Consider the following 20,967-nt stretch of genomic DNA (forward strand, 5'->3'; position numbering starts at 1 on the left):
GGAGACTCCCCGAATGGACACTGCATTAACCCGAAATGGGTAAAGGCTTCTGGGTTCAGTCTCACCATCTATGGGCAATTAGAGAACCAGCAGGGATGTCATGACTTAATTGTGCTGAGTGAAATTATCCAGCGAGGCGTTGATGGCTCATGCGCGCCTTTCCCTGAGCAGATGGCGGGCGGAGTCGGCCATCACAGTCAGAGAACCTGCCAGCATCAATACGTCTTTAAGCACCAGGCGACCGCCACCGGACAGGTAGGGAAAACCGTGCTGAGCGTCGCCCAGGGCACCCACCCAGGCTTCGGGCGTGGTGATCAGAAAGCTCAAAGTCACCAGCGGCGTACCGAAAGCCAACGCACCACCGAGCAAGCCGGTGCGTCGTGAGATCGGGTTGGACAGCACCAACAGCCCAATCAGAAGTTCGACAATGCCCAGACCGGTCGAAAACCCGTAGGTGTTGTTGGCTGTCTGCCAGGCGCGCTTGTCCGCGTTCAGTTCGCCTTCATGGGTCAGGTGCGCCTTGTACTCTTGCGGGTGTTCGTAGAAGAACGACATGAAGGGGCTGTTGGCGACAAATGGTGTGATGCTATCGGCCTCGTACGGGACGAATTTGAGTGCGCCGATCCACAGGAAAACGATGCCAATTGCCAGCCGCATGAGCGAAGCGCCAAAGGTATCCACTTTACTGAGGAACCGTAACCAGGTTGCAAATGAGGTGAGCATGAGACTTCTCCAGTACATTGAATGTGGGAGCCAGTCTGCGGGTTTGGCGAACGGTGCTTTTGTTCGTCATGCTCAAGTTGTTGCTTGATCATCTCAACGTGACTTCGGTTCAATGACATAAAAAACCCGGCGCTTTACGGGGCCGGGGCTTATTGTGAACGCAATATCGGACTCCTTTTTTTCAACGTATCGAATGCTTCTCCAGTGGCGCGATCCGGGTTTGTTCAATCGGCTCGGCTTTTATTGCGAAAGACTCAACATGAACTCAATCGATAAACTCATCAGCTTGGCCAATGTTCGCGGGAGCCTGGATTTGCGCTGCCAATTCGAGGGGGAATGGGCACGCGAGCATGAGCAAGAAGCTTTGGGCAAGGCGCCCTATCACATTGTGCTGGCGGGTGAGTGCCGGGTAGATTTTCCTGATGGTCAGCGCGTACCCATGAAGCCCGGAGATATTCTGCTGCTTCCACGAGGCGTGCCGCATGTGATGCACAGTCCCGGTAAAACGGTAGCGCCGACCGTGCCGACAGTCACCGGTGGTGGTGATGGTGGGGTGCCGATTCATCGTATCGGCGGGGCAAGTCGCGACTTCGACATGCTCTGTGGCGGGTTTCACTTCAATCGCACGTCACTGCTGTTTGCCGCGCTGCCCGAGTATTTGTTCATCCCGTCCACCGCCAATGGGCAGTTGCCTGCGCTGGTAGAGATGCTGCGTGGCGAAGCGGATGGCGGCCAGGTCTGCTCCAGATTCATGCTCGACGCGCTATCCCAGGCGCTGTTCACCCTCATCCTGCGAGCACACCTGGCAAGCGATGGCCAGACCACCGGCTCATTGGCCTTGCTCAGCGATAAACGCCTCGGACGCGCCTGGCAGGCGATGCTGGCCGACCCCGCATTCGAGTGGACCATTGAAGGTCTGGCAGAAATGGCGAGCATGTCCCGGGCAACTTTCCTGCGCGCCTTCGCACGGGTGGCCGGTGCATCACCCTGGGTGCTGTTGACCCAGGTCCGCATGGAGTTGGCGTTCAATCTGCTGAGCCACTCCCATCTGGGGTTGAGCGATATTGCCTTACACGTCGGTTACCAGTCGCAGTCGGCCTTCAGCAAGAAATTCAAGGCGTTTTACGGGGAAGCGCCGGGGAAACTGCGTCGCGAAATTTAGCGTATCCCTTTGGCCCAAGCCCCGGGCATTTCACACGGTGAAATATTAGATTGTCCTTTTTGGCCGTTCTCACGCAATTGATACAAGAAGACCATGGCCCCCGCAGTCGATCGATTCGTAACAGGTAACGGATGTCTATGCTCGATGACCCATGGGCTTCTTGACGGCGCAAAAAAGGTTCTGAAACGCTCTATAGACGTTGCGCCAACTCCCTGCCGATCAAAGCGCAGACCCTTCCGCACCCGTTTCAAATTAGCCTGACTGCGTCAATCTTCTATACACAGGAACATTCGATGAAACAGTTATTTGCAGGCCTTGCTCTCGCAGCAACCATGATCGGTTCGACAGCTGCAATGGCCGCTCCGGTCAAACCAACCGTTGTGTTGGTGCACGGCGCTTTCGCCGACTCCAGCAGTTGGAACGGTGTGGTCAAGATTCTGGAAAAGGACGGCTATCCGGTGATCGCAGCCTCTAACCCGCTTCGCTCGCTCAAGGGCGACGCACAGTCTGTCGCTGATGTGTTGGCGAGCATCAAGACCCCGGTTGTCTTGGTCGGGCACTCCTATGGCGGTCCGGTCATCAGTGAAGCTGCCTACGGAAATGCCAACGTCAAAGCCTTGGTCTACGTCGCTGCGATTGCACCCGATGCAGGTGAATCCACTGCTGACCTGGCGGGTCGCTTCCTCGGTAACACACTGGGCCCAACCCTGGCACCTCCGGTTGAGTTGGCCGATGGTGGCAAGGACCTCTACATCCAACAAGACAAGTTTCACGATCAGTTCGCCGCAGACGTGTCGTACGCCGACGCCAAGTTGATGGCTGCGACCCAACGTCCTGTGACCGCAGAGGCGCTCAACGAAAAGTCGAGTGAGCCCGCGTGGAAAACCATTCCTTCATGGTTCGTTTACGGCGACAAGGACAAGAACATCCCTGCGCAAGCTCAGGTGTTCATGGCTGAACGTGCACACGCCAAAAAGACCGTCGCGGTCAAAGGCGCATCCCATGTCGTGATGGTATCCAATCCGAAGGTTGTTGCCAGCTTGATTGAAGCGGCTGCCACTGCCCAATGACGAATGCTTGCAACCGTCATTGGGGCGGTCACGGTAATCGTTCGACGAGCATCCGGTCGAAAGGCCGGATGCACTTGCAGCCCCTCGACAATGTGGTCGACGAATTACTCACAATCGCGCCGGTATCTTCCCGGCGATGTGCCATGAACGCGTCGGAACGCGACGCCGAAGGCGGCATCGGACAGATAACCTAGCGAGGCGGCAATCGTCGAGACGCTATCGACACTGTTGCGCAAGCGAGACGCCGCCACCCGCATCCGCCAACGAGTGGCATATTCCACGGGAGACTGACCCACTCGCGTCTTGAACAACGCCGCAAAGCTGGAGCGGGACATACAGGCGATGTTCGCCATTTCATCGAGGCGCCATATTTTTTCGGGCTGGTTGTGAATTGCTCGAAGCACCACCGCGGTAGCGGGTTCTCGCAGGCCACTTAACCAATTCAGAGAAGCCGCATCGGCGGTCGTGATGTGATGTCGTAGCGCGTGCACAAAGATCAGCCGCAGAAGATCATTGCACATTGCGTACGCGCCCACCTGACTGGACTGCCACTCGCGATCAAGTTCATCGAGCAACCAGGCAAAAGAGGATGCAGCTCCAGACTTGGCCTGGATGATGACTACTGACGGCAACAGATCGATCAGGTCGACGGCCCCTGGATTGCAAAGAGAAACGCTGCCGCCCAGTAGCTCTACAGTGTCACCCGCACCAAATGTTGCTGAGGCACCCGCGTGAGAAAAGATCTCAGCGGCGTCTATAGGTTCGACTCCCGGCGCGCTGGCCAATATGAATGGGGTTCGAGTGACCACGAAGCAGTCACCTGTACGCAAAAGACAGGGCGGCATGTCGGGCATGATCAGCCAACACTCGCCACGGCGTACTACGTTGAATTTCAACTCGATAGGACGAAAACGTAAGGCCCAGTCTCCGCCGGCTTCTAAACGCACGGAACAAGCAGTGCGCAAGCCCGCCAGGGCTAACACATCGGATAACGGATCGGAGGTGGGATTTTGGATGATCAAGATAGAAATCCGGATTAATTGACCTGTTTCGTCCGCTGAGCTTAGAGAAGAATGGTGTCCTCCGATACCCACCAAGGATACTTCTCATGGCCAGTCCCCAAAAACCCATTCATACGCCATTCAACGCCGCCAGTACCGCAGCGGACGTCATGGCAGGCGTAGATCTGACCGGGCAACTCGCCATCGTCACTGGTGGTTATTCTGGAATCGGTCTGATCACCACGAAAAGCCTGGCCAAGGCCGGTGCGCAAGTTATCGTGCCGGCCCGGGATCCGGTACGCGCCCTCACCGCCCTCGCTGGTATTGAGGGCGTTGCCGTGCAGGACATGGATTTGATCAAGCCCGATTCGGTTCAAGCGTTTAGCCAAAGCATCGTCAGTCGCGGTTACCCTGTCTCACTCTTGATCAATTGCGCAGGGGTGATGGCGACCCCACTCAAACGCGACAGCGAAGGACACGAGGGGCAGTTCGCTATTAATCATCTTGGTCACTACCGCCTGACCTGCGGCCTATGGCCTGCCCTGACTGCGGCGGGTGCCGCGAGAGTTGTGTCAGTCTCGTCGCGAGGACACCAGATCGCAGGGCTCGATTTCGAAGACATTGATTTCATACATCGCCCCTATGACAAGTGGGTAGCATATGGCCAATCAAAGACTGCCAACGCGCTGTTTGCAATGGCACTGGACCGACGCGCCTGTGCGCAAGGCGTGAGGGCTTTTTCGCTGCATCCAGGTCAAATTCTGACTGATCTTGCACGCCACTTGAGTGTCGAAGAAATTGCCGCATTTGATGTGCTGGATGAACACGGTCGACCACGAGTATCGCCCGAGACGGGATTGAAATCGCTTGAGCAAGGCGCTGCGACCGGCCTCTGGTGCGCGACCAGCACTACGCTGAACGGCTTGGGCGGTGTCTATTGCGAAGACAGTAATATCGCGCCTGTTAACGAACCGGACTCCGGACGCCACGGCGTTGCCAAATGGGCAAGCAATCCGCATTTTGCCGAACGCCTTTGGTCCATATCAGAACAGTGGACCGGAATGACGATTGACTGATTAACCAAAACGGGCCGATCACCTTGGGCCGATGGGTTCTCTTACGCTATGCGTCAATCGGCACGGAAGTGTTGGCAGAGCGATTCTTGAAAATGCGCCAATAGAAAATCGACGAACACCCGTGTTTTCGCAGGCAACGATTTTTTCGAAGAGTAGTAAATCGAGACCACCCCCAAGTCTACATACCAGTCAGGTAACAATCGAACCAACTCACCGCGTTGCAATCGAGGCCAGGCGCGATCCAGGGGTAGCAGCGCGACACCTAGCCCCATCACGGCACAGCTACACAGCGCTTCTGGATCGTTCATGATGGCTGCAGGTTTTAGATTGAGGTCGCACCGCCCTTCCCCGGAATCCCGAAGCGTCCAGTTCAGCAAACGCCCTGAGTTGGTCGAACGCATTACGATGCCATCAGCCCCCTGCAACTCGCTGGGCGTAGTGGGGAGCGGCTTGCCTTCCAGCCATGACGGAGCAGCGACAGCCACGAGATGCAGTTTGGCCAATTCTCGTGCCACGACGCCTGGTGACAACTCCATGCCGCCACCGATAGCGACATCAAAACCCTCACCTATCAAATCCACGCGACGGATTTCCAAGTGCCAATCCGGCACCACAGCGGGGTAACGCTGCTTGAACTCCTTGAGCAGTGGCAAGACATAATCGTAAGCGAAAGACGGTGCCAAATTTACCCGCAGTCGGCCCGCCGGGGCTTCTCGAGTATCGCCTAACTGGTTAATGGCCCCCTGGATGGTATCCAGGCCTCGCGCGACTTCTTGGTAAAACAACTCTCCAGCCTCGGTGAGGGTGAGACTTCGAGTGCTGCGGTGGAACAATCGCGTACCCAGATTGGCTTCAAGTCGCGCCACATTTTTACTGACGGCGGCAGCAGAAATCCCCATGCGCCGTGCGGCTTCGGAAAAGCTCCTGGATTCTGCAGCACGAACAAAGGATTCAAGATTGCCCAGAGTTTCCATGATCACCTCCAACTTTTGGTTGAAGATGATTCTACCTATTGAAGACTAATTAAACCTTGATGCTTTGGTCATGATGGGCTTCCTCCTGATATCAAGACTGGAAAGCAAAACATCATGGCAAAAATTCTCGTTACGGGCGCGACAGGCAGATTGGGCACTGCTGTGTTGCGTTCACTGGTAGAAAAAATCCCGGCATCAGATGTAGTGGCGATGGCACGAGATACTGAAAAGGCTGAGCCTCTGGCCGCATTGGGTATAGAAGTGCGCCAAGGGGATTACACCGACTACGACTCGCTGGTGGCGGCGTTCGAAGGGGTGGAAAAAGTCTACTTGGTGTCTGCCGTAGCGTTCAGTGATCGTCTTGCCCAGCATAAAAACGTGATCACTGCTGCCGGCCGGGCGGGCGTTCGCCATGTGGTGTACACCAGCATTCAACGGATCAACGATGAGCTGGCACCTATCGAAGGGGTGACGGAGAGCGATATCGCTACGGAGCGATTCCTTGAGAAGTCAGGCCTCACGTATACGATTGTTCAACATCCGCTGTACGCCAACGATTTGCCACTCCTCATTGGTGCAAATGCTGCAAATCAAACCTTCAGCGCCCCTACAGGTAAAGGTCGAGCCAGCTTCGCCACTTATGCAGAGCTTGCAGAGGCAGGAGCTGCACTGCTAACCCAAACAGGGTATGAAAATCGCACTTGCCTGCTGAATGCCGGACAGACCTGGTCATTTCAGGACATCGCTGACGCGTTGGCTCGGATAACGGGCAAACCGATCGGTTACCAACCCGTTTCCGTTGAAGCATTCATCGCTGCTCGCGAAAGTGACGGCTGGCCGTCCGCAGTCGCGAAGTTCCTCAGCGGCTGGGGTAATGCCATTGATAAAGGTGCTTTTGACGAGAGCAGTGATGCGCTTGAAAAACTGTTGGGTCGCAAGCCGGAAGATCTTGAGGGTATTTTACGGGTGGCTTTCTCGCTCTAAATATTCGTTTATTGTCCCCTTCGATGCGAAGAACAGGCCGCTCCTTTTTTGTTGGAGGCGCTGAACTGAGGCGGGTATTTCACCGACTTGCCCCACGTCAGGCAGCAATCGGCAGACTGCTGCCTGAGCACCATTACAAGTTGACTAGGGCTTGGTCGGAGCTGCCGGACGCCAGATTAGTTTGCTGATGTCATACCCCTGTCGCTGAGCAATCTTTAGCAGCTGTTCGCGGTTGACGCCGTCAATCTCAGATGCGCGTGAAAGCACCCATAGATATTCCCGGTTCGGGTGGCCGACCAGTGCGTACTGGTAGGCGGGGTCGTGGTAAAGCACCCAATACTCACCTTTGGTTACTCCCGGTGCAATGCGGCTGAACCAGTTATCAAATTGCACCCACAGTTTGTCAGTCTTTCCTGGCTGCTGGGATTCGGCAATTCCCTGTACCTCTTTCCAGTCACCATCCTGTTCCCTGCAACGATTGGTGACGTCAATGCGGCCATCATCACGTAGACCATAATGCGCTTCTGACTGCTGGCAATTGCGCTGAAAGAACATCGGCAATCTGGCCTGCTCGTACCAGGTGCCCTGGTATTTTTTCAGGTCGACTTGCATGGTGGTGGGAGGGGGTTCCTGGCTTGAGCCAGCGCACCCAGCGAGTGCCAAACCCAGACAGGAAAGTAGAACGATCTTGCGAGTCGACATATAGACCTCCAGGTTGTCAGGAGAAACGCACATGTCATTGGAGGAAGGTGAGAGTGAAAAGTGCTATCGATTTCTTGATGGCTGCGTTCAAAAAAGCACCAGGCCCGCCCTCGCAATCGCCATTACCTTCACATTCTTCATCACTTTCTTCCGTTGAAAACCAGCTTGAACAGCGCGGAAGTCTCCTACCCGCCAGCCACTTCCGGGCAATCGATCATCGACCGGGCTGAGTGCTGAGTTGAACAGGTTCGGTTTCGACTAACACTCTCGAAATGATCATCGACTGGGTCGTTTTCACGTACTTCTGAAAATGCGCAGACGCGATATGGCTTCGATACGCGGCCTCATCTGCGTAGATTTCAAAGAAGTGCAGCCGATTTGGGTGTTCTTTTTCCGCAACCGAATAAATCGCCAGAACACCCGGCTCAAGACGAACGGAGTCGGCCATTTCCTCTTTGACTGCAACCTGATAGGCCGCCAGTTGCGCCGGATCAATCACCAGTTGCGCAATCCGCACGACCTTTTCTGGCGGCGGTGCGGCAAGCACTGATCCCACCCAAAGAAAACTCATGACAACAGTGACGTGCAGGGCTGATTTCCGCATTGATAGTTCTCTGATGGTTATTAGCGAAGTAATGCTACTGCCCTCGCTCGGAGAGCATTCATGAGCTAATCAGATAACTGTTATGAATGCACGAATCCTCCCAAGCGAGTTTGTCCAACCCAGGGGTGTGATGCCTACCCAATAGGGCCGTACCCGTACTTTTTCAGGCACCTGATTCAGGGTCACTCGCAGGCATACCGCGAACCTCCGAATCGGTTTCGTCCTGATCGTTCATCTGTGGGTCGGCGTCAGGGTTATCGACTCGACCGCTGCGTCCAGCTTCTGGATGCTCACTCGATACCGAGTTATTTGCATCCACGTCAGTCATGTCTTCGGCGACAGGCGCCTCGTCATCCGGCGGCAGCGGAACTTCGGCCGCATCCCGCCTTGGGTCATGGCCGGTTTCGTTGTCTGTCGTGCGCGTTTCGGGCTGCTGAGATTTGTTGCCAGGTGCGTTCTCGTCAATGTCCATGCTGAACCTCCGTACTCATGCGCGGGATGTCCGTGCTTGTACATGAGAAACGGCCAAGCGGTACAAGTGCAGCGCAGTGGATGAACGGTGATTGGGATCTACGGCACTCTCACTGCATCTACACCTGCGCAGCCAGACTCGCCTGCGTGGCATCGAAGGACCCTATGGATTTCCGAAACCACCTGCATCGTTGCGTCTTCGATCGTTCCTTCATTACGGCATAAAAACCAGCCGTTATCCGAAGTCGCTTGCTCGAACGCCGTGGTACAAGCGACATGTTCCTCCAGCGTGTGCATCACCGTGCTGCTTAGCCCACGCCGTCGTGCCGCTGCCCTCGCCCATGAAATTTCAGGGGCGGTAACCACCCCGACATGCAGGTCTGGCACGCGCACGTTTCGATCAATGTTCAATTGTAGAATCTCAGCAAACGGGACTATCCGGCGAAACGCGGCATCAGACGGGTACCAGCGATCAATCAAGATGATGCTGCCTGGTGGCTGTTTAGGTAGCACGTGCCGGGAAATCCAGCTGCGGCTATCAGCAAGGCGCTGACAAATCTCCAATTCCAGATTGCGGGTGGGATTTCTGACGAGTTTGTTTACGAGGGCCATTGTTTCACCCCTATGGGGATCGCTTTTTCTCTCGCATAGCCGGATCACCATTTTGTTGTCGGCCCTTAGTGCTTTCGTAACGGCCTCCAACAGTGTGGTTTTGCCAGCGCCCTTGGGCCCATCCAGAGAAACAAACAGCGGACGATTCATTTTTCACATAACGATAGAGATACGGTTTTTTTGCCCTGTTCGTTCGCTGAGACTGCGTGGCGCGGCTACGTGAATCGAGTGAAGGGAGCTTATGAGCAGACATTGATGACCAGTCTAACCCGGTTTCTGGCTAACGAGTCTCAACGTCCAGGGCTGGATCGCGCAGTACTACTCGATCCATACCTGTCACAAATCCGCAAATCTCTGACATAACAAAGCCTTTTGCTAACGTTTCAATGATCGCGCAAATCCGTGAGGCGCGCGGGTCTTCGCTCAGGCGCGAAATTGAGCAGCGAACTACGCTTGAATCATAATTTATGATTTAACTAGGTAGTTAGCTATCTATATAATGCACCCATCATTTCAACGGGACATTTAACGTGAAGCAGAGTCAACGCCTCTCGGGCATATCAAAATTCATTCTGGTCGGGCTGGGCGTGATCATCGCCCTCCTCGGCTTGGCACTGGCTGCAGGTGGCGTGAAACTGGTTAGCCTGGGAGGGTCGTGGTACTTCCTGGTGGGTGGGCTGGTGATGACCATTTCCGGTCTGCTGATCGCCCGCTTCAAAACAGCCGGCGCGTGGCTGTTCGCTGCGTTTTTGGTGGGCACGGCGATCTGGGCTGTGAGTGATGCCGGGCTGGAGTTCTGGCCGGTCTTCTCGCGCCTGTTCATGTTCAGCGCCGTTGGCCTGGCGGTCACGCTGGTCTACCCGCTGCTCAAGCGCGCCGATGGTGGCGTCCCTGGCCGCGGCGCCTATGGCATCGCTGCTGTGTTGGCGATTGCGCTGGCGGTGGCCGCTGGCAACATGTTTGTTGCGCACCCGACGGTCGCCGCCACCGGCACTGGCCCGGGCCTGACGCCCGTCGAGCCAGCCAACGCGCAAAAGGACTGGGCTCACTACGGCAATACCGAGGGCGGTAGCCGCTTTGCTGCGCTGGATCAGATCAACCGCAACAACGTCGACAAGTTGCAGGTCGCGTGGACCTACCACACCGGTGACGTCGCCGAGAGCGATGGCAATGGCGCCGAAGACCAGCTCACCCCGCTGCAGGTCGGCAACAAGGTGTTCATCTGCACCCCGCACAACAACCTGATCGCACTGGATGCCGACACCGGCAAGGAACTCTGGAAAAACGCGATCAACGCAAAGTCAAAAGTCTGGCAGCGTTGCCGTGGCATGGCCTATTTCGATGCCACTAAGGCAATCGCTCAGCCAGGCAATTCGAGCATCATCGAAGCCAAACCTGCCCCGGCAGCCAACTGCCAGCGCCGACTGCTGACCAATACCATTGATGCTCGCCTGATCGCAGTCGATGCCGACACCGGCGAGTTCTGCCAGGGGTTCGGCAACAACGGTCAGGTCGACCTGAAGGCAGGCCTGGGTGATGTGCCGGACAGCTATTATCAGTTGTCTTCCGCACCGCTGATGGCGGGCACCACCGTAGTGGTTGGCGGTCGCGTGGCCGACAACGTGCAAACCGACATGCCGGGCGGCGTGATCCGTGGGTTTGATGTGATCACCGGCGCCATGCGTTGGGCGTTTGACCCGGGCAACCCGCAGGATCGCAATGCACCGGCCGACGGCAGCACTTATGCGCGCAGCACGCCGAACAGCTGGGCGCCGATGTCCTACGACCCGGCGACCAACACCGTATTCTTGCCGATGGGCAGTTCGTCCACCGACATCTATGGTGTTGAACGCAGCAAGCTCGATCACACCTACGGCGCCTCGATCCTGGCGCTGGACGCCACCAGCGGTGAAGAGCGCTGGGTGTTCCAGACCGTTCACAACGACCTCTGGGACTTCGACCTGCCGATGCAGCCAAGCCTGATCGACTTCGCCAAGGACGGCAAAACCGTACCGGCGCTGGTCATCGGCACCAAGGCCGGGCAGATCTATGTGCTCGATCGTGCGACCGGCAAACCGCTGACCGACGTTAAAGAAGTACCGGTCAAAGCGGCAAACATCCCAGACGAACCATACTCGCCAACCCAACCGAAATCGGTGGGCATGCCGCAGATCGGTGCCCAGCACCTGACCGAATCCGACATGTGGGGTGCAACGCCGTACGACCAGCTGTTGTGCCGTATCGATTTCAAATCGATGCGTTATGACGGTCTCTACACCGCGCCGGGCACCGATAAGTCGCTGAGTTTCCCGGGGTCGCTGGGTGGCATGAACTGGGGCAGCATCTCCACTGACCCGGTGCACGGTTTCATCTTCGTCAACGACATGCGTCTGGGTCTGTGGATTCAGATGATCCCGTCGCAAAACAAAGGCCAGGCCACTTCCGGTGGCGAAGCGTTGAACACTGGCATGGGCGCCGTTCCACTCAAGGGCACGCCTTACGCCGTGAACAAAAACCGCTTCCTGTCGGTGGCCGGCATTCCTTGTCAGGCACCACCGTTCGGCACACTGACCGCCATCGACATGAAGACACAGAAAGTCGCCTGGCAGGTTCCGGTCGGCACCGTTGAAGACACCGGTCCCCTGGGTATCCGCATGCACCTGCCGATCAAGATTGGTCTGCCGACCCTCGGCGGCACCCTCTCGACTCAAGGTGGCTTGATCTTCATCGCCGGTACTCAGGATTTCTACCTGCGCGCCTTCAACAGCGGTAACGGTGAAGAGGTATGGAAAGCCCGCCTGCCCGTCGGCAGCCAGGGCGGCCCGATGACCTACGTTTCACCGAAGACCGGCAAGCAATATGTCGTCATCACTGCCGGTGGTGCGCGCCAGTCGACCGATCGCGGCGACTACGTCATGGCTTACGCCTTGCCGTAAGCCGCGGTGCCCGCCTCGCTGGCGGGCATTCTCCCCGGGCGCGGCACCTGCGGGTGCCGCGCCGCTTTGCGAAATCATTCAAGATTCCACCAGGACGATTCACATGTTTTTGGCTGTCCGCTTTTCTCATGCAGGCTGGCTTAACGGCTTGCTATTGGGCCTGACCTGCAGCACCACCCTTCCCGCCTTCGCCGATACCGACTCGAATCTATTGACCCGCCATACGCTGACCGGTGATTGGGGTGGCCTCCGCCACCAGATGGATCAGGAAGGCATTAAATTCACCGGCGATTACAGCGGCGAAACCGCCTACAACGCCGATGGCGGGCTGCACCGTTCGGCCCGTTACTCGCAGAACATCAAGCTCGGCGCGCAGTTCGACCTGAGCAAACTGTATGGCGTGGATAACGCGGGCAAGATTCAGCTGACCATCAACGACCGACGCGGCAACAGCGCCTCCGAGGATCTGGTTGGCAACCGTCTGCCCATTCAGGAAAACTACGGCGGTCTCTACACTCGGCTGACTGAACTGAGTTACGAGCGCAGCCTGTTCACCCCGGCGCTTAACGTGAAGCTCGGTTACATGGCCATGGGCAACGACCTCGGTGGCCTGGACAGTGGCATTCTCTGCAACTTCATGAACGCCGGTTTCTGCGGTCATCCGCTGAACATGTCCGGCGGGAGTGGCTGGACCAACTACCCCAACGCCCACTTGGGCGTACGCGTGAAGTACGACCTGTCGTCGTCCTGGCAACTGCGTGTGGCGGCCTTCAATGTCGATCCTGAAAGCAACGGCAATTCCAGCCGTGCCTGGCATCTGGGCCCGAAACATACCACCGGCACCGTGGTGCCGATCGAACTGGTGTACAAGCACGCGGGTGAGTTACCCGGCGAGTACAAGGTGGGCTACTACTACGACAGTTCCGACGTGAAACGTATCGGCAGCGATAAAGAAGTGTCCGGCCGCGGCGGTCATTACCTGCTGATTGATCAGGCCGTTTGGAGCTCGCAATCCTCCGAGGGCCGCAGTCTGCATGCCTTCGGTCAATACTCGGCGGCCAGCGAAGCGGCTTCACCGTTCAGCAAGTGGTACGGCGCCGGCATGGTTCTGTACAAACCGTTCGAAGGTCGCCCGCGTGACACCGTTGCTCTGGGCTATGGCCGGGCCGTGCCCAATCCGCGCAGCCGGGATGTGCAGCAGGACGCCGCGCTCGCCAATGGCACAGCATTGCCGAATCTGGACAGTGCCGAACAACTGATCGAGTTTGGCTACGGCTACCAGGCTACGCCTTGGCTGACGTTGCGCCCGAATGTGCAATACATCATCGAACCCGGCGCGTTTTCCGGGCAAGACATCGACAATGCGTTGGTGCTCGGTTTGCAGGTGAAAGCCGCGCTCTGAATCTCGATCAAGGAAGCCTCAAAGAAACAGGAAAACCGGCGCAAGGCCTAATGCTGCTCAGTCAAGGACGAACATTGTAACTGTGGCGAGGGAGCTTGCTCCCGCTGGGGCGCGAAGCGGCCCCCAAAATGGGACGGCTACGCAGTCCAGCGGGAGCAAGCTCCCTCGCCACAGGTTACTGATTGCTCGCTCTATCTCTTAACTGAGCAGCATTGGGCGCAAGGCCGGTTTTTTTGTTCGATTACGCAGTCCACCCCGCCCCATAACACCCACCGCAAAAGGCTGTGACAGGCCTTATAAGGTGTAAGAAATACCGACTTGAACTGTTCTCGGCTCACCGGGGTAAGCGTAGACATTACCAAAGGCGCCTTCTTCATAGTCTCGGTCGAACACGTTCTTCACATCCAGATTAAGCCTGACCTTGTCGTTTACTTTGTAGAAGCCGAGCAAGTCGACAACGGTGTAGCTGCCCATCGAAAACGCCGTGTTAGCCGTCTGGCCTGCACGCTCATCGACGTACTTGCCGCCCACGCCCAATCCCAGTCCTTTCAGATTGCCATCCTGGAATTCGTAAACGTTGAGCAAGCTGAAGCTGTTCTTCGGAATGTTCATCAATCGGGTGCCCGACTGGATCACGTTGTCTTTGGTGACCTCGGCGTCGACATACGCGTAGCCACCAATCACCCGCCACTGCGGGGTCAGATTACCTGCCACGTTCAGATCAAAGCCACGGCTACGGACCTCGCCAGCGGCCACGCTGAAGGTCGAGTCCACCGGATCGGTAGTCAGGACGTTGCGTTTTTCAATCTGGTAGATCGCCGCGTCAACACTCAGCTGGCTATCCAGCGCTTCCCATTTGATCCCCATTTCATAGGACTTGCCCTCTTCCGGATCAAAGCCACCACCCTCTCGGCTGGCTCCGGTATTGGGTTTGAAGGAACGCGCTGTATCGGCATAGACCGCCACGGTATCGGTCAGGTCATAAACCACCCCGAGTCGCGGCGTCACCGCATTGTCGCTCGCCTCCCAGCTTCGACCACCCGGCACAAAGGTTTGGTAGTCATGCTCGAAACGCTCGAAACGGGCGCCTACCAGGACTTTCAGACGCTCAGTCAACGCCACCTGATCCTGGACGAAGGCCGCGTAGGTCTTGAGGTTTTCCTTGTCGTGGGTGGGCGTGCGGGTCAGGGCTGGACGAGGCTGGCCATAGACCGGGTTGAAGATATCAATCGGGTAGGCACTGACCGCGCCACTGGAACGCTGGATGATCGACTTGTAGTCGTAATCTTCGTATTCGACACCGGTCAACAGGGTGTGATCAAACCCACCGATGGAGAAATGCCCCGTGAGGTTCAGTTGAGTGTCCTTGTCCGTCCACTCAAGCTTCCTGTAGTTGAAGTTGCGGCCCAGGGTGCGTCCGTCGGCCGCAACCCCATTGGCCTCTACGGCATTACCTTCAAGGGTGCCATCGAGCCATTGGAAACCACCGCCCAAGGTCCAGTTATCGCTCAGCAGATGCTCGAAACGTAACTGCGCCATGTTGTTGTCGTTGTGCAATTTGCCAACGTCTTTTTCACCAAAGAACGTGTCACGCGACGCGGTGCCGATCTGATTCGGATAGCGCGTCACGCCACGATCCAGCGGGTGATTATTGCGCATGAAATCGCCCTCGAAGATCACCTTGGTGGCGTCGTTGGCCTGCCAGGAAATAACCGGTGTCACGCCATAGCGTTCGGTTTCAACATGATCGCGGAAGGTATCACCGCCCTCACCCACCACATTCAGGCGATAAGCCAGGCGACCTTCTTCATCCAGCGGGCCGGAAGCATCCAGCGTGCCCCGCTTCATGCCTTGGTCATCGAGTTGGCTGCCCAGCGTGACCGTGGGCACGGCCAGTGGTTGCTTGGAGATGACGTTGAAGGTGCCACCCGGATCACCTCGGCCGTAGAGCATGGTCGCCGGCCCTCGCAGCACTTCGAGTCGCTCGATGGTGTTCGCATCAGGCATGTTCGGATAACCGCGATTGATCGGAAAGCCGTTGCGATAGAACTCGCCGGTGGTAAACCCACGCACGGTGAAAGTCGTCAGGCCCTGGCCGCCAAAGTTGTTGGCCCGCCCCACCCCGCCAGCGTAGTCGAGCGCGTCCTGCAAACGGGTGGCACTGATGTCCTCCACGACATCCTTGGGCACCACCGTGATCGATTGCGGTGTTTCATGGATCGACGTGTCGGTACGAGTCGCACTGGCCGAACGCGTCGCCCGATAGCCATCCACCGGCCCTAACGCTGTTTCAAAGTCCGCAACACCAACGATGTCGGTCGCTTGCAGCTCCAGACTGGCTTTATCGGTTGTCACCTGCTCCGCCCAAGAAGCCGCGGAAAACGCCTGAAGCACACAGACAGAGACCAAAGTACGACGCATCGAAAAAACCTTGTGATAAGAGCCAAATGGGACGGCATTCGTGCCAATGAAATGCGGCGCATGGTATACCAACTCATCAGCCTTTGATACGTATTCGCATTTACATGCGCTAAACGCTGCCCAAATGAAGTGATTGCGCCCCCCCTAAAAAACAGCACGTCTGCTCAATTCTTGATGTACACGATGCGCGACCATTTTTCGGACTACCAGGAGACGATGGCCATGCAAACGATGAATGACTCGGCGGGCAACAAGTGATTGTTCGAAGCGTCACGTGTTGCCTGCTTTTGTCCATCTGCGCCCGCAGCGGAACAGCCTTGGCCTCCGACACCACTGAAAGCTCGCCAGGGTTTCGGGACGGCTCGTCATTTGAAGTACTCAGCCGAAATTTCTACCTCAACAATGACTTTCGAGCCCCCTCGCCTTCAGGCAAGAACTACACCCGAGAATGGGCCCAGGGTTTCATCAGCTCATTTGAATCCGGTTTTACCGGCGGCACCGTTGGTGTCGGATTGGATGCCCATGCTTTTTTGGGGTTGAAACTGGACGGTGGGAAGGGGCATTCCGGAACGGGACTGCTGCCCCTCGATCAGGAGGGTCGAAGCGAAGACGATTACTCCAGCGCAGGAGGCGCCCTTAAGTTGCGCGCCTCCCGTACCACCTTGGCGTTCGGCGAAATGATGGTGGAAACCCCAGTGTTCGACACCGCGGACAAACGCCTGCAGCCCGAGTACGCCACTGGTTTTCTGGTGGATAGCCGTGAAAGCAATGACGTGCATTGGCTCGCAGGCCACTTCACCGCCTTCAAGAATCAGAACGCTTCGACCAGCAAAGGCAACTTCTCCGGCTACGGTGTCAGTACCGAAACCGGGAGTATCGATTTCATCGGCGCCAATCTTTTTGAAGAGCGCCCGCTGGGCGGCGCCCTTTACGCTTCACAACTGAGCGACACATGGCGCCAGTACTACGCCAACCTGCACATGAAGCAGTCCGGGGTGTTGTTGGACAGCAACGTTTATCACACAACCGATTATGGCGATGCCGTCGCCGGGGCCATCGATAATACCGCCTACAGCCTGTCCGGAAAGTACACCGCCGGGGCTCATGCCTTCACCCTCGCCTATCAAAAGATCAACGGCGACACGCCGTTTGACTTCGTGGGTGGCGACTCCATTTACCTGGCCAACTCCATCAAGTACGCCGACTTCAATGGCCCGCGCGAGCGTTCCTGGCAGGTGCGCTATGACCTTGACCTGAGCAGCCTTGGCGCGCCCGGGTTGAAATTCATGACCCGCTACGTCACCGGGCGCGGTATCGACGGAACCCACGCGCCACAAGGGGGTGGCTATAACCCTTTCGATGAAGCACTGGGACAGTACGTGCCCCAACAAGGCGATGGAGGGCGCCATTGGGAGCGCGATATCGATCTACGCTACGTTGTGCAGTCGGGGGCGGCCAAGGACTTGTCGCTCCAACTCTCCCATGTGACACATCGGGCAAACAGCGCTCAAGGCGGTGATGACATCGACAGGATCTATATCGTGATCGAATACCCGATCAAGTTTGGGCCGTTTTAACCACCTGACTCGCCAACATTTACTTGCGGAATGTTGGCTGCCGCGCAAAACAAAGCTCAACCACCAACAGCAGGGAATGACACCATGACCTCGATCACAACAAAAGACGGCACCGAGATCTTTTACAAAGACTGGGGCCCAAAAGATGCGACCCCGATCATGTTTCACCACGGCTGGCCACTCAGTGCCGATGACTGGGACAACCAGATGATGTTTTTCCTGGAAAAAGGCTTTCGCGTCATTGCGCACGATCGTCGCGGTCACGGACGCTCGACGCAGGCGTGGACAGGTAATGACATGGACACCTACGCCGCCGATGTCGCCGAGTTGACCGATGCACTGGACCTTAAAGGTGCGATTCATGTCGGCCACTCCACCGGTGGCGGCGAAGTGGCTCGCTATGTCGCCCGCGCCAAGCCGGGTCGTGTTGCCAAAGCGGTGCTTGTCAGTGCCGTGCCTCCGATCATGGTCAAGTCGGATAAGAATCCAGGGGGACTCGGCATCGAGGTCTTCGATGGACTTCGTAAGGCATTGCTTGAAAACCGCGCGCAGTTCTATTTGGACGTTCCAACCGGCCCGTTCTACGGTTTCAATCGTCCAGGCGCCAAGGTCTCGCAAGGCACTATTGAGAACTGGTGGCGCCAGGGCATGATGGGTGGAGCCAAAGCCCAATATGACTGTATCAAGGTGTTTTCTGAAACAGACTTCACCGAGGACTTGAAGAGCATCGAGGTTCCGACGCTGGTCATGCACGGTGATGATGACCAGATCGTGCCATACGCGGACTCTGCGCCTCTATCCGTCAAGTTGTTGAAGAACGGTACCCTGAAAACGTACGCCGGTTTTCCACACGGCATGCCGACGACGAATGCGGCTGAAATCAATGCTGATATCTTGGCGTTTGTACGCGGCTGACAGTCGGCAAAAGGGGCCTCGAAGGCCCCTGTTTTGTTCAGGTCATAAGCGCGTTTCCAATCAAACCCGCCGACGCAACCACTGCAGGAACCCCCTCTTCTCAATAGCTTTCGGCTCTTCCTGAGTCATCGTGTGCGCAATCTGCAAACGGAAATCCAGCAACGCTTTCATCGCTTCACCAATGTCATGGCGGGCTTCCACGCACGGTCTGAAGAATTCCTTTTCGATCCGGTACAGATTGCAGAATGTCAGCGCGGCGAACTCCGCCGGTAACGCCGTGCCCGAGACGATCCCGCCTTCGCCAATCACCTCGCCCGGCCCCATGCGCCCGGCTTCGAACTTCACGCCGGCCCGGCTCAGGGCCACCGTCACCACCCCTGATTCGATAATGTACAGGTGCTCGCTGACCTGTCCGGCGGGCAAAATCACTTCACCCGGCTGAAAGATCTGCCGGGTCATGGCCTGGCTGACATCGTCCTTTTCTTCCTCGCTCAAGGTCGTCGCGAAAATGCTCGCGTTGTCCAGCAATCCCCGTGCTTTTGACTGCACGGGTGGCAAGCTCGATTCAACGGTCGACAACCAGTTGATGCCGGCCGCCTGCAAATGCCGATACGCCAGATCGTAGAGCTGGTTGCGCACCGAGCGTTTCTGATCCATCGACACCACGAAACCGCTGACTTCGTATTCCACGCCATTTCCGCCGGTGCTTTTGATTGTCACTTTGGGGGCCGGTTTGGTCAGCAGGATGCGGCACCCCTGGGCTGCCCGTTCAAGGGCATCGAACACCCGGTTCGGGCGCACCAGGGGGCTGATGAGCAAGCTGATCGAGACCCCGAACATGTCGGTGGGCCGACTGAAGTTGGTGATCTTGGCCTTGGCTGCCATTGAATTGGGGATCACGATCATGTTGCCTTGGGAGGTCTGCAGGAACGTTGCGCGCCAATCGATATCGGTCACCCGGCCTTCGGTGCCGTCGATCGCGATCCAGTCATCGATTTGATAGGGCTTGGTGGTATTGAGGACGATCCCGGAAAACACATCGCTGAGGGTGCTTTGCAGGGCCAGACCGACAATGATCGCCAGGGCGCCGGATGTCGCCAGCACGCCCTTGACCGGCAGATTGAGCACATAGGCCAGAGCGGCGATCACCGCGACCAGGAAAATCACCGCGCCGAGCAGGTCCTGGAGCAAACGCCCGGTGTGCCCTACCCGGTACATCATGACCGCGCCGATTATCACCGTGAGGGTACGTGCGCCGAACAGCCACCACATAATCTGCAGCAACGTGGTCGCAATCTGCAGCGTTGTGTCACTGACCGGGGGGGCCGGCTCCCACGGGCTCAGGCCTTGGTGGAACAACAGCGCGCTGTACAACGAAAAAATGACCACCCGCGCCAGCACTTTCCAGTTGTAGCGCTGGGAAGCGACCACTCGCCACATCACCATGTCGATCAGGATCAAGACCAGGCCGCCCATTAACGGGCTTTCAGTGAACAAGGACAACATCAGGTATCTCCCGCTCGGGCCAATGATCACCACACTGCCGCGGACCTGGATCCGCCCATTCAGGATAGCCCTTTCCTGCCACCCAGCCGTCAGCCGACGTGGCAAGTTCTGAACACTGACTTACACTGCGATACACCCCAGCCACTCCGGTGATCTGTGTGACGCCAACATGAAAACGGTCATGGCCTGTTTCATCTCTTTATTCGCTGCCAGCGCCTGCCTGGTGACGCTTCCTTGCGCACACGCTGCGTCCTTCACCACCAGCTACGACTGCAACCAGGCAACAGCGACTGTAGAAAAGCTCATCTGTCGCGACTCGCAACTGGCACAGATGGATATCGAGCTGATGCGCCTTTATCGCCTGGCGCTGACGGATGAGCATTCCGTCCCGCGCCCGGATAAAGTGCTGATCGACCAACAGTTCTGGATGGATGCCCGTAACCAGTGTGCCTCCGGGTCTGATCCCCGAGGCTGCACGATCAGCAGTTATGCCAAGCGCGCGCACCAACTGCGCCAAGGCTCGGCCATTGTCAGGACCAAAGACCCGTACAGACTCACCGAAGGCCCCCTGGCATTTCGCTGCACTGGGCTGAATGCTCTGGTTGCCGCGACGTTCTTCACCACGCAACCAGGTGTGGTTTACCTGGCATGGGCGAATAGCTCGATCACGCTGACCCAGGTGCCGAGTGATGTCGGTACGCAATACATCGGCAAGGATGCGCAGGGAAGCTACAGCTTCCGGCAAGACGGCAATGCCGTCCTGTTCCAGAAGCCCGGCTCGGGAATGCTCAACTGCACGGCTGAGCCGACGGGCTGAAGTTCAGGCCGTAC

Annotated in this window: 17 protein-coding genes and 1 pseudogene; 9 read left to right on the plus strand and 9 right to left on the minus strand. The window is 57.1% G+C overall.

Features of this window, described 5'->3' with window-relative positions; all coding sequences use genetic code 11:
* Positions 1 to 147: 147 nt before the first annotated feature.
* Positions 148 to 723, minus strand: coding sequence for a reactive chlorine resistance membrane protein RclC (gene rclC, locus KHO07_RS14190; RefSeq protein WP_150732913.1), 576 nt, complete (start codon positions 721 to 723; stop codon positions 148 to 150).
* Positions 724 to 982: 259 nt separating this feature from the next.
* On the opposite strand from rclC, the gene KHO07_RS14195 reads away from it, so the two are divergent.
* A complete protein-coding gene (locus tag KHO07_RS14195) occupies positions 983 to 1,885 on the plus strand; it encodes an AraC family transcriptional regulator (RefSeq protein WP_212627534.1) in 903 nt (300 codons plus the stop codon).
* Between the two features lie 293 nt (positions 1,886 to 2,178).
* Positions 2,179 to 2,955: an alpha/beta hydrolase gene (locus tag KHO07_RS14200; protein ID WP_212627535.1), complete on the plus strand. Its 777-nt coding sequence runs from the start codon at positions 2,179 to 2,181 to the stop codon at positions 2,953 to 2,955.
* A 104-nt stretch (positions 2,956 to 3,059) separates the two neighbouring features.
* Here the strand turns inward: KHO07_RS14200 and KHO07_RS14205 are convergent, their stop codons facing one another.
* Positions 3,060 to 3,977 carry an AraC family transcriptional regulator gene (locus KHO07_RS14205; RefSeq protein WP_244858293.1) on the minus strand — a complete coding sequence of 306 codons (918 nt, stop codon included), beginning with the start codon at positions 3,975 to 3,977 and terminating at the stop codon, positions 3,060 to 3,062.
* An 86-nt stretch (positions 3,978 to 4,063) separates the two neighbouring features.
* On the opposite strand from KHO07_RS14205, the gene KHO07_RS14210 reads away from it, so the two are divergent.
* Complete coding sequence (locus KHO07_RS14210; RefSeq protein ID WP_212627536.1) at positions 4,064 to 5,032, plus strand: oxidoreductase; 969 nt, start codon at positions 4,064 to 4,066, stop codon at positions 5,030 to 5,032.
* 53 nt (positions 5,033 to 5,085) lie between these two features.
* On the opposite strand, the gene KHO07_RS14215 is transcribed toward KHO07_RS14210, so the two are convergent.
* Complete coding sequence (locus KHO07_RS14215) at positions 5,086 to 6,006, minus strand: LysR family transcriptional regulator (RefSeq protein WP_150732909.1); 921 nt, start codon at positions 6,004 to 6,006, stop codon at positions 5,086 to 5,088.
* Between the two features lie 114 nt (positions 6,007 to 6,120).
* Between KHO07_RS14215 and KHO07_RS14220 the strand changes: the two genes are divergently transcribed.
* The gene (locus KHO07_RS14220; protein WP_212627537.1) at positions 6,121 to 6,990 is read left to right on the plus strand and encodes an SDR family oxidoreductase; all 870 of its coding nucleotides are present in this window, start codon (positions 6,121 to 6,123) and stop codon (positions 6,988 to 6,990) included.
* 144 nt (positions 6,991 to 7,134) lie between these two features.
* Here KHO07_RS14220 and KHO07_RS14225 read toward each other — a convergent pair whose 3' ends face one another.
* The 4 genes and pseudogenes from KHO07_RS14225 to KHO07_RS14240 all read right to left on the minus strand — a co-directional run bounded on the left by KHO07_RS14225 (position 7,135) and on the right by KHO07_RS14240 (position 9,529).
* Positions 7,135 to 7,692, minus strand: a complete 558-nt coding sequence (locus tag KHO07_RS14225) for a lipocalin family protein (RefSeq protein ID WP_212627538.1) — start codon at positions 7,690 to 7,692, stop codon at positions 7,135 to 7,137.
* A 214-nt stretch (positions 7,693 to 7,906) separates the two neighbouring features.
* Complete coding sequence (locus tag KHO07_RS14230; protein WP_244858294.1) at positions 7,907 to 8,296, minus strand: antibiotic biosynthesis monooxygenase; 390 nt, start codon at positions 8,294 to 8,296, stop codon at positions 7,907 to 7,909.
* 280 nt (positions 8,297 to 8,576) lie between these two features.
* Positions 8,577 to 8,768 (minus strand): annotated as a pseudogene (locus tag KHO07_RS29425) (hypothetical protein); the annotation flags it as partial.
* A gap of 98 nt (positions 8,769 to 8,866) precedes the next feature.
* On the minus strand, positions 8,867 to 9,529 hold the full coding sequence (locus KHO07_RS14240) for a dTMP kinase (RefSeq protein WP_212627540.1): 663 nt from the start codon (positions 9,527 to 9,529) through the stop codon (positions 8,867 to 8,869).
* Positions 9,530 to 9,909: 380 nt separating this feature from the next.
* Between KHO07_RS14240 and KHO07_RS14245 the strand changes: the two genes are divergently transcribed.
* Together KHO07_RS14245 and KHO07_RS14250 are read left to right on the plus strand one after the other, a co-directional pair.
* The gene (locus tag KHO07_RS14245; RefSeq protein ID WP_212627541.1) at positions 9,910 to 12,315 is read left to right on the plus strand and encodes a glucose/quinate/shikimate family membrane-bound PQQ-dependent dehydrogenase; all 2,406 of its coding nucleotides are present in this window, start codon (positions 9,910 to 9,912) and stop codon (positions 12,313 to 12,315) included.
* A gap of 103 nt (positions 12,316 to 12,418) precedes the next feature.
* On the plus strand, positions 12,419 to 13,717 hold the full coding sequence (locus KHO07_RS14250; protein WP_212627542.1) for a carbohydrate porin: 1,299 nt from the start codon (positions 12,419 to 12,421) through the stop codon (positions 13,715 to 13,717).
* A gap of 294 nt (positions 13,718 to 14,011) precedes the next feature.
* Here the strand turns inward: KHO07_RS14250 and KHO07_RS14255 are convergent, their stop codons facing one another.
* Positions 14,012 to 16,138 (minus strand): TonB-dependent siderophore receptor, encoded by a 2,127-nt coding sequence (locus tag KHO07_RS14255; protein WP_212627543.1) that lies wholly within the window; start codon positions 16,136 to 16,138, stop codon positions 14,012 to 14,014.
* A 254-nt stretch (positions 16,139 to 16,392) separates the two neighbouring features.
* Between KHO07_RS14255 and KHO07_RS14260 the strand changes: the two genes are divergently transcribed.
* On the plus strand, positions 16,393 to 17,715 hold the full coding sequence (locus KHO07_RS14260) for an OprD family porin (protein WP_244858295.1): 1,323 nt from the start codon (positions 16,393 to 16,395) through the stop codon (positions 17,713 to 17,715).
* 84 nt (positions 17,716 to 17,799) lie between these two features.
* Entirely contained in the window at positions 17,800 to 18,630 is an 831-nt protein-coding gene (locus KHO07_RS14265; protein ID WP_212627544.1) for an alpha/beta hydrolase, read from the plus strand.
* Between the two features lie 60 nt (positions 18,631 to 18,690).
* Here the strand turns inward: KHO07_RS14265 and KHO07_RS14270 are convergent, their stop codons facing one another.
* A complete protein-coding gene (locus KHO07_RS14270; protein ID WP_212627545.1) occupies positions 18,691 to 20,136 on the minus strand; it encodes a mechanosensitive ion channel family protein in 1,446 nt (481 codons plus the stop codon).
* 169 nt (positions 20,137 to 20,305) lie between these two features.
* On the opposite strand from KHO07_RS14270, the gene KHO07_RS14275 reads away from it, so the two are divergent.
* Positions 20,306 to 20,953 (plus strand): MliC family protein, encoded by a 648-nt coding sequence (locus KHO07_RS14275; RefSeq protein ID WP_212627546.1) that lies wholly within the window; start codon positions 20,306 to 20,308, stop codon positions 20,951 to 20,953.
* Positions 20,954 to 20,967: the final 14 nt, after the last annotated feature.

The sequence above is a fragment of the Pseudomonas sp. PP3 genome (assembly GCF_905336995.1).
GTDB lineage: Bacteria > Pseudomonadota > Gammaproteobacteria > Pseudomonadales > Pseudomonadaceae > Aquipseudomonas > Aquipseudomonas reinekei.

What these genes read in the sequence shown, in the direction of transcription:
- KHO07_RS14195 (WP_212627534.1), top strand. Translation starts at nt 983, where the DNA reads ATGAACTCAATCGATAAACTCATCAGCTTGGCCAATGTTCGCGGGAGC.
- KHO07_RS14250 (WP_212627542.1), top strand. Translation starts at nt 12,419, where the DNA reads ATGTTTTTGGCTGTCCGCTTTTCTCATGCAGGCTGGCTTAACGGCTTG.
- KHO07_RS14215 (WP_150732909.1), bottom strand. Translation starts at nt 6,006, where the DNA reads ATGGAAACTCTGGGCAATCTTGAATCCTTTGTTCGTGCTGCAGAATCC.
- KHO07_RS14270 (WP_212627545.1), bottom strand. Translation starts at nt 20,136, where the DNA reads ATGTTGTCCTTGTTCACTGAAAGCCCGTTAATGGGCGGCCTGGTCTTG.
- KHO07_RS14225 (WP_212627538.1), bottom strand. Translation starts at nt 7,692, where the DNA reads ATGTCGACTCGCAAGATCGTTCTACTTTCCTGTCTGGGTTTGGCACTC.
- KHO07_RS14230 (WP_244858294.1), bottom strand. Translation starts at nt 8,296, where the DNA reads ATGCGGAAATCAGCCCTGCACGTCACTGTTGTCATGAGTTTTCTTTGG.
- KHO07_RS14240 (WP_212627540.1), bottom strand. Translation starts at nt 9,529, where the DNA reads ATGAATCGTCCGCTGTTTGTTTCTCTGGATGGGCCCAAGGGCGCTGGC.
- KHO07_RS14265 (WP_212627544.1), top strand. Translation starts at nt 17,800, where the DNA reads ATGACCTCGATCACAACAAAAGACGGCACCGAGATCTTTTACAAAGAC.
- KHO07_RS14220 (WP_212627537.1), top strand. Translation starts at nt 6,121, where the DNA reads ATGGCAAAAATTCTCGTTACGGGCGCGACAGGCAGATTGGGCACTGCT.
- rclC (WP_150732913.1), bottom strand. Translation starts at nt 723, where the DNA reads ATGCTCACCTCATTTGCAACCTGGTTACGGTTCCTCAGTAAAGTGGAT.
- KHO07_RS14200 (WP_212627535.1), top strand. Translation starts at nt 2,179, where the DNA reads ATGAAACAGTTATTTGCAGGCCTTGCTCTCGCAGCAACCATGATCGGT.
- KHO07_RS14255 (WP_212627543.1), bottom strand. Translation starts at nt 16,138, where the DNA reads ATGCGTCGTACTTTGGTCTCTGTCTGTGTGCTTCAGGCGTTTTCCGCG.
- KHO07_RS14210 (WP_212627536.1), top strand. Translation starts at nt 4,064, where the DNA reads ATGGCCAGTCCCCAAAAACCCATTCATACGCCATTCAACGCCGCCAGT.
- KHO07_RS14275 (WP_212627546.1), top strand. Translation starts at nt 20,306, where the DNA reads ATGAAAACGGTCATGGCCTGTTTCATCTCTTTATTCGCTGCCAGCGCC.